Origin of the sequence: Halopseudomonas pelagia CL-AP6 (assembly GCF_000410875.1) — a bacterium.
Taxonomy (GTDB): Bacteria; Pseudomonadota; Gammaproteobacteria; order Pseudomonadales; family Pseudomonadaceae; genus Halopseudomonas; species Halopseudomonas pelagia.
This window is the reverse complement of record NZ_AROI01000009.1, coordinates 456,295-468,204: the sequence shown is the minus strand read 5'-3', so window position 1 is coordinate 468,204 and position 11,910 is coordinate 456,295. Positions and strand designations below refer to the sequence as shown.

The 11,910-nt window shown below is 55.2% G+C and carries 11 protein-coding genes, 2 pseudogenes and 1 riboswitch; of the genes and pseudogenes, 6 read left to right on the top strand and 7 right to left on the bottom strand.

Annotation, left to right across the window (positions count from 1 at the left end):
* Positions 1-30: 30 nt before the first annotated feature.
* The gene (locus K787_RS0109695; protein WP_022962607.1) at positions 31-1,416 is read right to left on the bottom strand and encodes an imelysin family protein; all 1,386 of its coding nucleotides are present in this window, start codon (positions 1,414-1,416) and stop codon (positions 31-33) included.
* Between the two features lie 156 nt (positions 1,417-1,572).
* On the opposite strand from K787_RS0109695, the gene K787_RS0109690 reads away from it, so the two are divergent.
* Positions 1,573-1,788: a dodecin gene (locus K787_RS0109690; RefSeq protein WP_022962606.1), complete on the top strand. Its 216-nt coding sequence runs from the start codon at positions 1,573-1,575 to the stop codon at positions 1,786-1,788.
* 217 nt (positions 1,789-2,005) lie between these two features.
* The gene (locus tag K787_RS22715; RefSeq protein ID WP_084672000.1) at positions 2,006-2,920 is read left to right on the top strand and encodes a D-hexose-6-phosphate mutarotase; all 915 of its coding nucleotides are present in this window, start codon (positions 2,006-2,008) and stop codon (positions 2,918-2,920) included.
* On the opposite strand, the gene K787_RS0109680 is transcribed toward K787_RS22715, so the two are convergent.
* The 3 genes from K787_RS0109680 to K787_RS0109670 all read right to left on the bottom strand — a co-directional run bounded on the left by K787_RS0109680 (position 2,901) and on the right by K787_RS0109670 (position 6,502).
* Positions 2,901-4,274 carry an SLC5/6 family protein gene (locus K787_RS0109680; RefSeq protein ID WP_022962604.1) on the bottom strand — a complete coding sequence of 458 codons (1,374 nt, stop codon included), beginning with the start codon at positions 4,272-4,274 and terminating at the stop codon, positions 2,901-2,903. The genes K787_RS22715 and K787_RS0109680 overlap by 20 nt on opposite strands.
* Positions 4,264-4,380, bottom strand: a riboswitch (TPP riboswitch). (Overlaps the previous gene by 11 nt.)
* Before the next feature lie 70 nt (positions 4,381-4,450).
* Entirely contained in the window at positions 4,451-5,956 is a 1,506-nt protein-coding gene (locus K787_RS0109675) for a flavin-containing monooxygenase (protein ID WP_022962603.1), read from the bottom strand.
* A gap of 189 nt (positions 5,957-6,145) precedes the next feature.
* Complete coding sequence (locus K787_RS0109670) at positions 6,146-6,502, bottom strand: hypothetical protein (RefSeq protein WP_022962602.1); 357 nt, start codon at positions 6,500-6,502, stop codon at positions 6,146-6,148.
* A gap of 355 nt (positions 6,503-6,857) precedes the next feature.
* On the opposite strand from K787_RS0109670, the gene K787_RS0109665 reads away from it, so the two are divergent.
* On the top strand, positions 6,858-7,400 hold the full coding sequence (locus tag K787_RS0109665) for an Hsp20/alpha crystallin family protein (protein ID WP_022962601.1): 543 nt from the start codon (positions 6,858-6,860) through the stop codon (positions 7,398-7,400).
* Between the two features lie 41 nt (positions 7,401-7,441).
* Here the strand turns inward: K787_RS0109665 and K787_RS0109660 are convergent, their stop codons facing one another.
* A complete protein-coding gene (locus K787_RS0109660; protein WP_028614791.1) occupies positions 7,442-8,362 on the bottom strand; it encodes a universal stress protein in 921 nt (306 codons plus the stop codon).
* Between the two features lie 378 nt (positions 8,363-8,740).
* On the opposite strand from K787_RS0109660, the gene fnr reads away from it, so the two are divergent.
* The 3 genes and pseudogenes from fnr to K787_RS24680 form a co-directional block, all read left to right on the top strand.
* Positions 8,741-9,487, top strand: coding sequence for a fumarate/nitrate reduction transcriptional regulator Fnr (gene fnr, locus K787_RS0109655; protein ID WP_022962599.1), 747 nt, complete (start codon positions 8,741-8,743; stop codon positions 9,485-9,487).
* Positions 9,488-9,670: 183 nt separating this feature from the next.
* A pseudogene (locus K787_RS0109650) lies at positions 9,671-9,889 on the top strand (universal stress protein); the annotation flags it as partial.
* A 29-nt stretch (positions 9,890-9,918) separates the two neighbouring features.
* Positions 9,919-10,233: pseudogene (locus K787_RS24680) on the top strand (erythromycin esterase family protein); the annotation flags it as partial.
* A 64-nt stretch (positions 10,234-10,297) separates the two neighbouring features.
* Here K787_RS24680 and K787_RS0109645 read toward each other — a convergent pair.
* The gene (locus K787_RS0109645; RefSeq protein WP_022962597.1) at positions 10,298-10,990 is read right to left on the bottom strand and encodes a phosphoribosyltransferase; all 693 of its coding nucleotides are present in this window, start codon (positions 10,988-10,990) and stop codon (positions 10,298-10,300) included.
* Complete coding sequence (locus K787_RS0109640) at positions 10,991-11,890, bottom strand: universal stress protein (RefSeq protein ID WP_022962596.1); 900 nt, start codon at positions 11,888-11,890, stop codon at positions 10,991-10,993.
* Between the last annotated feature and the right edge of the window lie 20 nt (positions 11,891-11,910).

Below are 11,910 nucleotides of genomic sequence, written 5' to 3'. Positions count from 1 at the left end.
ATCGGTTGCTGGTAGTCCTGTGTTTACCGCTTAGAACGCATGGCCAGCATCATCAGGTTCCAGTGACGCGAGGCCTAACTCGCCAGCTACTTTCTCGATGGAGCCCGTCTGGATAACCAGCGCGTTGATTGCTGCATTGATGATCTCGTGTCCTTGCTGGTTGTCCGGCGCGATCATCATATCGAAAGCCATCGGATTGTCCTCAGCTTCAGCGGCATCCTTCATCGCTTGTACCGCAGCCATAGTGCTTTCCAGCTCGGCGCGTAGTTGCTGATCCAGTTCGGGATTGCTCTGGGCAACCAAGGCCGAGAGGGAAGGGCCAGTCATCACGTTGCCACCGGTGGGCTGATATTCACCGAGGTAAACATTCTGAATGCCCTTGGCGTTATAAAAGTGCGAGTTATGCGTGTTGTCACTGAAGCAGTCATGCTCGTCTTCGTAGGAGTTGGCTTCCAGCGCAACCTTCATGCGCTCGCCTGCCAACTCACCCAACGACAACGAGCCCATACCGAATAGCATTTTTTGCATGACGTCCTCGCTGGGCATGGCCAGTAGTTCGGCACGGTAGTTACCAGCAGAGTTACCGGACTGATCTTCCGCCCACTGCTCGGTCATCCATTGCAGATCAGTGACCAGCAGGTCCGTCACCGCATCCAGATATTCGGCGCGTCGATCACAATGTCCATTAGTGCACGCGTCATTGCTTGCATAATCAGTAACTGGGCGTTCACCGCTGCCCGCAGCGTAGCCGTTCAAATCCTGGCCCCATAGCAGGAATTCGATGGCGTGATAACCGGTCGCTACGTTGGCCTCCGAACCACCTATTTCATTCAAGTCGGCCAGCAGCTCCGGGGTCAGATCAGACACATCCAAGGTCTCGCCACCGATATTGATACTGGTATTGGCAATAATATTCGCGGTGGCGCCTTCGTTACCCATTTCGTGCTGGTAATCGTCGGCAGCCACGTAATCGATCATGCCTTCATCCAGAGGCCAGGCGTTAAGTTGACCTTCCCAATCATCAACTACCGCATTGCCGAAGCGAAACACCTCAGACTGCTGGTACGCAACACGCGCATCCAACCAAGCCTGTTTGGCGGCTGCCAGATTGGCTTCGGTGGGCTCGCTAATCAGCGCATCGACAGCCTCATTCAGCGCTTGGGCTGTTGTCGCCGCATCCTTATAAGTAGCATGCGCAAGATCGGCATAATGCTTAGCGACCGCCGCGCTGTCCACGCTGGCTGCAGCGCTAGCCTGACTTTCGTTGTCATTTTCTACGGCTTCAACCACGGCCTCGCCAGCAGCCTGTTCTGCAGGCGCTTGGGTTTGCACCTCGTCACTGTTATCGCAAGCAGTCAGAAATAAAGCAGCGGATAGCGCAAGGGTCAACGCCTTGAGAGGGAAGTGAACGACCATGTAGTTGAACTCCTGATTACCGTAGAAGAATGTAATGATACTGATTTGCGTTCACGATTATAGGCTTGTATCGAGATATTGCAACGCCCAGATGGCGGTGGAACTTAGCAGGCCATCTTGTGCCTTATGAATAACGTTCATAAAAAGGAGCACGACATGTCGGATCAGCATGTGTACAAGAAGGTTGAATTGGTTGGATCGTCTACCGTCGGGATCGAAGATGCGATCAATAACGCTATTGCCGAGTGCGCAAAAACCGTCAAGAACGTTGAATGGTTTGAAGTGCAAGAGACTCGTGGCCATGTGGTAGAGGGCAAAGTTGCGCATTACCAAGTGGTCTTGAAGGTCGGTTTTCGTATTGAAAGCAACTGACAGGTCCTAGCCGTCGCGACCAGACTGGGGGCCAGCGTGGCCTCCACGTCGCTAAACGCATGCCAAGCCTGCCATTGATGAATATCGCCTCGCGCCCCCCTTAAAGTCTGAACCCTATCCGGCAGCCTGCTGGATCGCGTGTCTGCTATCTTATTGTGAATACCAGTCAGGCAGCCGTCTTGGCTACCGAAGCCATGACTAACCGGAGCGCAAGAACGTGCAAAAGGAACATTCCTTATTAGCTAGCCCGGTGCTGCTACCGGAAGGCATTTGCCTGATCAGAAACCAGCATGGCCGCGCATTTCTGCAAATTGAACACCCTGCCGTCAGCGCCCGAATTGCCCTGGAGGGCGCGCATATTACCCACTGCCAACCAGCGGGGCAGGGGCCGTTATTGTGGATGAGCCCCGATGAACCAGAACTACCTGGCAAGGCATTGCGTGGAGGCATTCCAATATGTTGGCCCTGGTTTGGCAGCAAAGACACCAGGCCAGTACATGGAATAGCACGCACCAGTCTGTGGGAGCTAACAGCGGTAACCAGTGAAGGAGCTCAGGTAAGTGTTTTTATGAGCCTAACTGCCTTGGTGCTCGAGCAGGCCCTGCCAGGCGAAAAGTGGCAGCTGGATGTGGAGTTTGTCATGGGCACCGATCTGCTGGTGACATTAATCACCCGTAATATCGGTACCAGACCCCAAGCGTTGAGCCAGGCGTTGCATAGCTACCTGCCGGTGTCGAATATTGATGAAACGGTGATTAAAGGGCTGGAAAATTGCAGTTATTTTGATCAGCTAACCGGCCGGCAGCAGCGACAGCACGGCCCGCTGCGCTTCACTATGGAAACAGACCGAATCTATTTCAACCACCCAGGCAAAGTCAGCCTGCTGGACGGCACCGAGGCAGCGCTGATACTCCGTCGGGAGGGTAGCGAGTCGTTGGTGGTGTGGAATCCCTGGATTGAAAAGTCACGCACGTTGGGCCACTTTCCGGCTGATGGCTACCAGACCATGCTCTGTCTTGAGTCCGCAAACGCTGGCCCGGACGCCCGCGTGCTCGATCCAGGTGAAACACACAGGCTGAGCAGCAGAATCACGCGGGTCAATAGTTTAAAGCTCAATAGCGCCGAGGCCTGACCGCGGCAATCAACAGACAGACCAGGGTGGACGCTAGCAGTGCACCGGCAAACGGGGCCAGAGTCGGAATGCTGCCAGGGAACGACGCAGCTAGGACGCCACCGGACAAACTCCCGGTAGCCCACCAACCGGGCAGTATCGCGCCGAAGATACCTGCCAAAGAGCCGCCGATGGCGGCGCCGGTACCCATGCGCGACCACAAACCCAACAAGACCGGCACAATCGCTGTAGCGCAGAGCAGGTCGGCAATTAGAAACAGACGCAGCACCGAAATGCCTTGCAAGGCTACGAAGATGACCGGGATCATCAACAGGCAGGTTATCCAGCGTGCGGCTGACAAAGAAAGACTGCTGCTTTCGGTGACTGCCAGGGAGGCAAGCGCGTTCTGCAGCGTATCTACAGACGACGCCACCAGCGTCATCGCCAGTACCAGTGCAGGAATAGTCAGCCACGCGGGGGCGTCGGCGAGTAGGGCAAAAAAGGGAATGGGTGGGCTACCCAGATTCGTTCCACTCATGGCTGCAATGATTCCCAGACCGCCAACCACCGCTACCACCAGAATAGTAATCAGCCCGCCGAACATTGCGCCACGCCCGAGGGCCTGACCGTCGCGCGCAGCCCAAATACGTTGCCAATAGCCCTGATGGAACAAGTTGGCAGCGGTCACCGCAATGATCAGTGTCAAGGCGATGGACAGCGAGCTGCCCAGAGGCATAGAGGGCATTGGCTGGCTATGGGTAGCCAGATTCGGCAACCGCTGCAGCGCCACCCAGCCCACCACAATGAGCAGCACCAGTAACAGCCATGCCTGCCACCGATCCGTGATCAGGCTGGCTCTGAGCCCGCCCCAGGCGGTGTATAGCAGGGTGGTCAGGGCTACGGCGATGATCACCATGTTGCCATTAACATCAGACAGCATGCTGGTGATGGCGCCAATTGCGGTCAATTCGGCAATTAAAAAGCAGAGCATGTAGAGCAGCGATATCAACGCCACCCACCGGCGTACAGCCACGCCGTAACAGGCCTGGGCAAACTCACCGATACTGCGACCTTGCGGCAGATGGCGGCGTATGGCCGGGCCACACCAGGCAAATACCATGAACGGCAAGGCAGCCCCTAGCGCGTAGCCGACAAGCGCTACGGGGCCGGCAAATGCGCCTATTTCTGGCGGCGCAAAGAGGATCCAGCCACCCATGCCCGAGGCCAGAAAAGACAGCCCAAGCGCCTGAGCACCTTGACTGTTACGTGCCGTGCAATAATCGTCCAGGCCAGTAGCCGACTGGCGTTCACGCAGCCCAAGCCAGGCAAACAGCAACAGCGCAGCCGCCAGCACGGCCAGAGTCAGGTAAAGCATGTCGCGCTTCCTCCGCCGGTATTATCCGGATCAGGTTCCAGGGTTTACGCCCGCTGAAAACAGCAGGCGATTCTCAGTCCGGTGGGGGACTCCCCTGGCGACGTATGGGTAAGGCCAGCAATAGTGCCAAAAAAAACCAACCTTGCCTATGATTGGGTGTGAGGGGGAGAGTGATGTTAGGCCGCTACGGGTGCGGTCTGCTTGGTATTAGCTGGCTTGGCCGCAAGGTCAGGCGGGTCGAACGCCAGAATGCCGTCCTCCAGGCTTTCCTTCAGCATTTGTGAATCCTTGAGGTAATCGTTCAACACCTGCCAAGGGCGGGTCTTGCCCTGGCGCGGCAAAACGCTGTTGGCTCGTTGCACATATCCAGCCTCCAGCGAGCCCATAATAGAGGAGGGCAGCGCACTCTCATCGTCGCCAAGGGGAACGGCTACCTGATAGTTGTGCTGATCCATGTGTTTTAGCAGGCGGCATAGATACTGCGCTGCAATGTCCGCCTTGAGCGTCCAGGAGGCGTTGGTATAGCCGAGAATCCAGCCCAAGTTCGGCAGGTTCTGCACCATCACTGCTTTGTAGGTCATCTGTTTCTGTATGGCAAAAGGTGTTCCATCCAGCGCCAGTTGCATGCCACCTAGCACTTGTACCTGCAGGCCGGTAGCGGTGACGATGATGTCCGCTTCTATTTCCTTTCCCGAGCGCAATAGCAGACCTTTCTCGGTAAAAGTCTCGATCTGATCGGTTTCTACCGAGGCCTTTCCCGCATTGATGGCATGGAACAAATCCGCATCCGGAACCGCACACAGGCGCTGGTCCCAGGGCATGTAGTCCGGGGTAAAGTGACGCATATCATCTGGATTGTTCAGCTGTTTACGTACTTGCTTGAGCAGAAAATCACGCGTGCGATTGGGCCAGCGTTTTGCCGCGCGGTACATCCAGCGTTGGATGCGAATATTGCGCTGCCGTGTGAGGTGATAGACCCAGCTGTCCGGCATTAGTTTCTTCAGAAATCCGGCCAGTGCGTCACGAGAAGGCACCGAGAAAATGTAGGAGGGTGAGCGCTGGACCATGGTGACATGCGCCGCCGTATCGGCCATCGCCGGCACCAGGGAAATAGCCGTTGCACCGCTGCCGATGATCACCACTTTTTTGCCACGGTAATCCAGGTTTTCAGGCCAGGATTGCGGATGAATACAGCGCCCCTTGAACCGTTCTGCGCCGGGGAACTCCGGCAAGTAACCCTGATGATAGCTATAGTACCCTGTACAGCTGATCAGGAACCGGCAAGTAAACTGCCGAGTCTCGCCTGAACTGAGCTGCGTAGCTGTCAGCGTCCAGCGTTTGTCTGTACTCGACCAATTGGCCTGGGTAATGTCCAAACCGAAGCGAATCTTCTCGTTGATCCGGTACTCGGCAGCGGTATCACTGATGTAACGCCGAATGGACTCGCCATCAGCCAGTACCTGCAGATCGTTCCAGGGCCGGAACTGGTAACCGAAGCTGAACATGTCGGAGTCAGAGCGCACACCGGGGTAACGGAACAGATCCCAGGTCCCGCCAATGGCGTCACGCCGTTCAAGAATAGCGAAGCTGTGGTCAGGACAAGTTTGGGACATATGGCAGGCCATGCCGATGCCGGAAAGGCCAGCGCCGATAACGATAACGTCTAGGTGTTCTGCAGGCATTTTATTATTCTCTTCAGGTGAGCTTTCTGCACACCTGTAGACTGCCTGTTTAATTCTGCACTGCGACTGCCATATCACGTCAATTAGTGATCAATTAATGCCATTTGTTTTCAGTGTGCATGGCAGGCGGGGCTGACTAGGTGATTCTAAGGTCATGGTTTCTAGTCAGCCTAAAGCCAAGTTCATTGATCAGCGGTTGCTGCCCTTACCATCGCCTGGCATACCTCCTTGGCCCATCCCGCTTCCTTGGCCCATGCCACCTCCCTGGCCTTGCCCCATGCCGCCGCGCGCAGGCAGTTCTTCCGGCAGGGTGATGCCTCGTTCGAGAGCTCGCTCACGCATCTGTTCATGATGCTGACTGCGTATTTGCTCTCGCTCCTGCTGGGTGGTCGCCTGGCGCATGCGGCTGCGAAACTCCGTGCGTTCCTGCTGGGTCATGATCTGCGAACCGTAGACGGGCTCGTTGTTGTCTTCGGCCGGTTGTGCCAAGGCTACGCTAGACAGCAGCAGCGCACCGAAAGCAAGAGTCAGGGTCATCTTTTTCATCTGTAAGTCCTCGTGGGTGTATACCGCTCAGGATCTAAACTAACTTGGGCTACCGTTATCGCATTGATCAAAGTCAAGCAACCTGTTGTTGCAGGCTAGTTGGTGTCGCGTCAGCCATGTTCCCAAAGCTGCCATGTCAGGGCAGGCTATACTGTAAACATCCATCCTATTTAACATAATATAGATTATGCGAACTTATGTGCCAGACAACATCCAACCGCATGTGCTCTGTTTCTGATCTAAATCAAACAACCTGCGTGGTCGCTCCCGTACAAAGTAACAGTCAACCTTCGCACCATCGAATCGTTGATGGTGTGCGTTCGTAGTTTGCACTCTACCTAGGAGGAGTAATGAGATGAGCAACTCTGAGAAAAAAGTGTCGGTAACTACCGAAGAGAAAACCAACCAGCATCCGGCCGTCGCTGACATTTGGCGTCCCTTTGAAAAATTGCGGCAACAGGTCGATCACCTGTTCGATGAGTTCAATCGCGGCTCAGGGCTTTCACCCTTCAGCCGAGGGCTGTTCGATGTTGAGCCACTGTGGGGCCGGGAGCTGAAGAGTCGCGGCATGCCTGCCGTGGATATCGCCGAAAAAGACAAAGGCTACGAAATTACGGCCGAACTGCCCGGTATCGAGAAAAAGAACATCGAGGTCAAACTGTCCAACGGCAGCCTGATCATCAAGGCCGAAAAGAAGGAAGACAAGGAGGAAAAAAGAAAAGGCTATTTCCTGAGCGAGCGTCACTATGGTTCCTTCGAGCGGGTATTCACCCTGCCTAAAGGGGTCGACGCAGAGAAGATTGAAGCTGGCTTCAGCAATGGCGTGCTCAGCATCTCGTTGCCGAAAAAACCCGAGGCCATGAAAGCGGATAAAGTTGTACCAATCAAAGCTGATTGATGGCCCGCCACCCTGCCCCAGGCCGATAACCGGCCGGGGCTTTAGGGGAGTGGCTTGACGATAATCAGACTGCAAGGCGCTTGATTCAACACCTGCTCGGTGGTACTACCAAGGTACCTGCCGGCCGCATGCTGGTAAGCCGTGCCCAACACCAATATGTCGAAAGCCTGCTGTCGTGCGAAATGGATTAGCACCTGGTGCGGAACGCCGACCAGGTGATGTCGACGCTTTTTCTCGATTTCATAGCGTTCGGCAAGCACACCGAGCGCCTCGTCCTGTACGTCATTGACCGCGTCTCTCAAACTGGTCTGTAGTGTCGATGTTGGCACACTCGTTCCGTTACCGCCCAATACGGCCCAGGCGCTGACGTTGAGCAGGTGCAATGCTGCGCCACAGCTGGCCGCCAGCGTCGAAGCCACATCAAGAATTCGATCATTCAACCCTTGAGAAAGCTCTTCCAGGTGAGACAGATCAATAGCCGCGAGGATCTTCAGCGGTTTCGGGTTTTTGCCATCGGTAACTAGATGCAAGTGAGCGGGACAGTCGCGCAATAACAGCCAGTCTAAGGTGAGATGGAAGTCGCGCTCGGGCGCAGGAACATATTGACTGTCCTTAATCACCATGTCGGCAGGAAAATCACGCACGCGCTTGGGCACACAATCTAGGGTAGATCTGGGTTCTATCACTTCCACCGTAGGCTGTAACCCGAAGCCTTGTTGATGCCGCGCTTGCTGCTCCAGCCAGTGCCTGTGCAATTGCACGAATGGGGACGAACGCGGCTGCGCTTGAGTCTGCGCCTCGCTGCGAAACCGTTCGGATCCCGCCTGCGTGTGGGTATTATCTAATGCCATGATGTGCAACATCGCACCGGTAGCGCTGGCCAGTGCATCCGCCCGATCAAAGGCTGGGGTACGGGTCATCTCGATGGGAGCGATTAATAGAAGGCGGTTGAATTTCGACATCTCACTAGCCTCGGCCTGACAATGCTGACCTGTCTTGCTGTAAACACGATAAGTATCCATGCCCCTCGCGCTTGCGCTCTGATTTTTGTCAAATAATACAACCTGACCCACTTTGGCGGGGCTCAGCGTAATCCAGGTCTTTTCCGCCCCTACTCCCCCATGAGCTACACTGAGAAAACAAACTGTACATCAAGGCTGATTGATACGTGGATTGACAGGATAAGCCCCCTGCCCTCACTGGCTTTAGAGCTCTGCAAATTCATTGACCAGGTCTTTAGGCGTGTCTGCGGCTTTTTGTCGGCTCGTTGGCACTAACATGAACAATTGTGGTCGATCGGTTGTGGACTAGGAAAGTAATCAACCAACAGGGCGCGTGGCATGTCGTATACAGGATTGTATCAGAGCCAACATCTCAGGACTGCCTGTTCCAACTGCAGCGTCTCGGAGTTATGCCTGCCATTCGGTCTGACCGGTCCGGAAATCCAGCAGCTGGACAAACTGATCGTGCAACGTTTCAAGGTGAAAAAAAACCTCGCCCTTTACCGCACGGGCGATCCGTTGCGCTCGCTGTACGCGGTCCGTATCGGCTCATTCAAAACCAATGTGATCTCAGTCAATGGTCGTGAACAGGTTACCGGGTTCCAGATGCCTGGCGAGCTGCTCGGTCTTGACGCCATCAGCACCGAAATCCATGGCTGCAATGCCTTTGCCCTGGAGGACAGCGAGGTGTGCCCGATCCATTTCGCGCACCTGGAGAAGCTCGCTGGGGAGTTACCATCATTGCAGCATAATTTGAACAAAATACTCAGCAGGGAGATCGTTCGCGATCACGACATGCTGATGACGCTGGGTAACATGAACTCGGAAGAACGCCTGGCGGCCTTCCTGCTGAACCTATCGCAACGCTTGAGCATGCGTGGTTACTCGCCCACTCATTTCTTATTGAAAATGCGTAGGGAAGAAATCGGCTCCTACCTGGGGCTGCGCTTGGAAACCATTTGCCGCAGCATTGCGCACCTGCGGGATCGTGGACTGGTTGAAATATCAGGCCGAGACGTTGAAATTCATAACCTGAAAGGGCTTAACCAATTAGTTGCAGGCTGTCATCGCCTGCGGCTCGGCTAATACCCAGCCACCCTGATAGTCGCCATTCTTACCGTGATGGAGGTGTGGCGCACTCGCCTTTCTCTTTGACAAATATCAAGCCCTCCTTCCCGGTTGCTAGCACAATAGGAAGCTGAATTTCACGCCCCTTGTACCGCTGCCATTGCTTGGTGCACTTGAACGATTCTCTATTGGAGGTTTGTCATGTCGGCACAGTCGCGTTTCTTGTTGGTTGCCTCGCCCTTAATGGACTGCAGTTGCGCTTTCGATCGAGCCACAGCGATGGCCAGGGCGCTGGACGAGACCCTGCATAGGGTCGCGTTTGATTACCTGGAAAGCCTGGCCACCCCGCGGCTGGTTAACTTTCCCGCACTGGAGCAGATACGCCTGAGCTATATCGAGCGTCATCGCCGTTGGCTAGAAATGTAGGTGTGTCCATTGCTCAGAATCGGATGATGCTTATGCACACACCTGCTCACGTGGCTTCCATCGATGCACTGCTAAGGCAGTTCGCTGAGCCTCTGCCAAAACTCAATTCACCAGCATTTGGTGAAATGTTCGACCGCTACGCAGATGCTCAAGTGGTCGTGATTGGGGAAGCTAGTCACGGTACCAGCGACTTTTATCGGACTCAGGTAGCGATCACCCAAAGACTGATCGAACAGCACGGATTCATTATTGTCGCGGTTGAAGCTGACTGGCCTGATGCAGGGCACGTTGACCGGTATGTCCGCAGTCTGGTGCCCTCAGTGTGCAAGCGCCACATCTCAGGAAGCTGGAATCAGAAGACGATACCTTTCCGTTTGGTCTGTGAGGCAAGCCAAGTGGGCTTCAGTCATCCTTATCCCGGCTGCGGGCTTCTCGCTGCCAGGCCCGCTGCAATAGATCGATGACCTGTCCATCCGAGGTCTGGGAAAAATTCTCGTACCAGTAACCAATCGACATCAACCACTGCGGAGCCAGCGGGCAGATTATCTCATCAACTTCGAACTGCAATTGCTCCATCGTGTCGCGTGCTGCCACCGGAACGGCTACGACAATGCGCGACGGTGAGTACTCGCGCACCGCCCGAATTGCAGCCATCATCGAGGCGCCTGTTGCGAGGCCGTCGTCTACCAGTATCACCACCTGATCCTTAAGCATTAAGGGCCCGCGGCTTCCCCGGTACACCTGCTCACGCCGCTGTAGTTCTCGTGTCTCTCGTGCCACCACACTGTCGAATGTGGCCTTATCAATCGGGTGAGCACGTAACACCTCGTCATTGCAGACTTGTATGCCCCCACTAGCAATGGCGCCCATAGCAAACTCTTCGTGGCCCGGCACGCCAAGCTTGCGTACCAGCATCAGATCCAAACGCACATCCAGTGCAGTCGCTACCTCATAGGCTACCGGAACCCCGCCCCGGGGCAGCGCCAGGACAATCACCTCCGATCTATTGGCGTACTTTTGTAGCGGTTCTACCAAGCGTTGACCGGCATCAACCCGGTCGCGCAACATAGTGTACGTTGACGGGTTGCGATCCATTTATCCCTCCTCGAACTGAACTGCCAGTACATTGCAAGGCACCTGGTACAGAGTGTGTTCGATGGTACTGCCAAGAAACTTTTCCACACCATGGTATTGCACCCTGCCCATCACGATCACATCCACGTCGTGCTCTTCGGCGAACTCGCTGAGTGCCGAAACGGGATGCCCTGTGACGAAGTGCCGGCGATCAGAGGACACACCGAACCGACCGGCTAGCTCAAGAAACGATTTCCCCCTCTCTTTGCGCACCTGCTCAGTCAATGCGGAGAGTGTTTGTCCATCGATATCGGCCAGATAGGCGGCCGACGTATTGCAAACATGCAGCAAGTGCAATTCGGCATCACACTGCAAGGCCAGGCTGGAGGCCTGCTGGATGATACGGTCATTAAGTTTGCAACTATAAGGTCCGGTATCCGACACATCAACCGCCGCCAGGACCTTGCGTGGCAGGGCATGGCCACTGGCGCCGACCATATAGACCGGTACCGGGCAGCGGCGTAACAGTTGCCAATCCAGTGGCGTAAAAAAGGCGCGCTTTAACGCTGACTCATGCTGAACTTGCTTGATCAGCAGATCAGGATGCAGCTCCGCAACGTGATCAAGGATCTCCTGCTGCAGATCATCGGCCCACGACACTTCCGCCGTCACCTCCAAGCCTTGAATACGGATCGTTTTAACCAGATTGTTTAACCAATCTCGATGCTCCTGCCAGTAACTATCGAGGGCCTTTCCCCGATCAGCCGGGTTCAGCACGGAGAGAACCCCCAACGGTTTCATCAAGGCGGCAATATGCAAGCTTGCTCCGCTCACCTTGGCCAGGGCTGCAGCATGATGTATTGCGTGGGAGTCGCGCAAAAGCGGGTTGATGATAAGTAACAGGCGTTGATACTGGCTCATGTTCTGCCTCCGGAAAGATT

Coding starts and splice junctions, on each gene's coding strand:
- K787_RS0109695 (WP_022962607.1), bottom strand. CDS start 1,416: ATGGTCGTTCACTTCCCTCTCAAGGCGTTGACCCTTGCGCTATCCGCT.
- K787_RS0109690 (WP_022962606.1), top strand. CDS start 1,573: ATGTCGGATCAGCATGTGTACAAGAAGGTTGAATTGGTTGGATCGTCT.
- K787_RS0109680 (WP_022962604.1), bottom strand. CDS start 4,274: ATGCTTTACCTGACTCTGGCCGTGCTGGCGGCTGCGCTGTTGCTGTTT.
- K787_RS0109675 (WP_022962603.1), bottom strand. CDS start 5,956: ATGCCTGCAGAACACCTAGACGTTATCGTTATCGGCGCTGGCCTTTCC.
- K787_RS0109670 (WP_022962602.1), bottom strand. CDS start 6,502: ATGAAAAAGATGACCCTGACTCTTGCTTTCGGTGCGCTGCTGCTGTCT.
- K787_RS0109665 (WP_022962601.1), top strand. CDS start 6,858: ATGAGCAACTCTGAGAAAAAAGTGTCGGTAACTACCGAAGAGAAAACC.
- K787_RS0109660 (WP_028614791.1), bottom strand. CDS start 8,362: ATGTCGAAATTCAACCGCCTTCTATTAATCGCTCCCATCGAGATGACC.
- fnr (WP_022962599.1), top strand. CDS start 8,741: ATGTCGTATACAGGATTGTATCAGAGCCAACATCTCAGGACTGCCTGT.
- K787_RS0109645 (WP_022962597.1), bottom strand. CDS start 10,990: ATGGATCGCAACCCGTCAACGTACACTATGTTGCGCGACCGGGTTGAT.
- K787_RS0109640 (WP_022962596.1), bottom strand. CDS start 11,890: ATGAGCCAGTATCAACGCCTGTTACTTATCATCAACCCGCTTTTGCGC.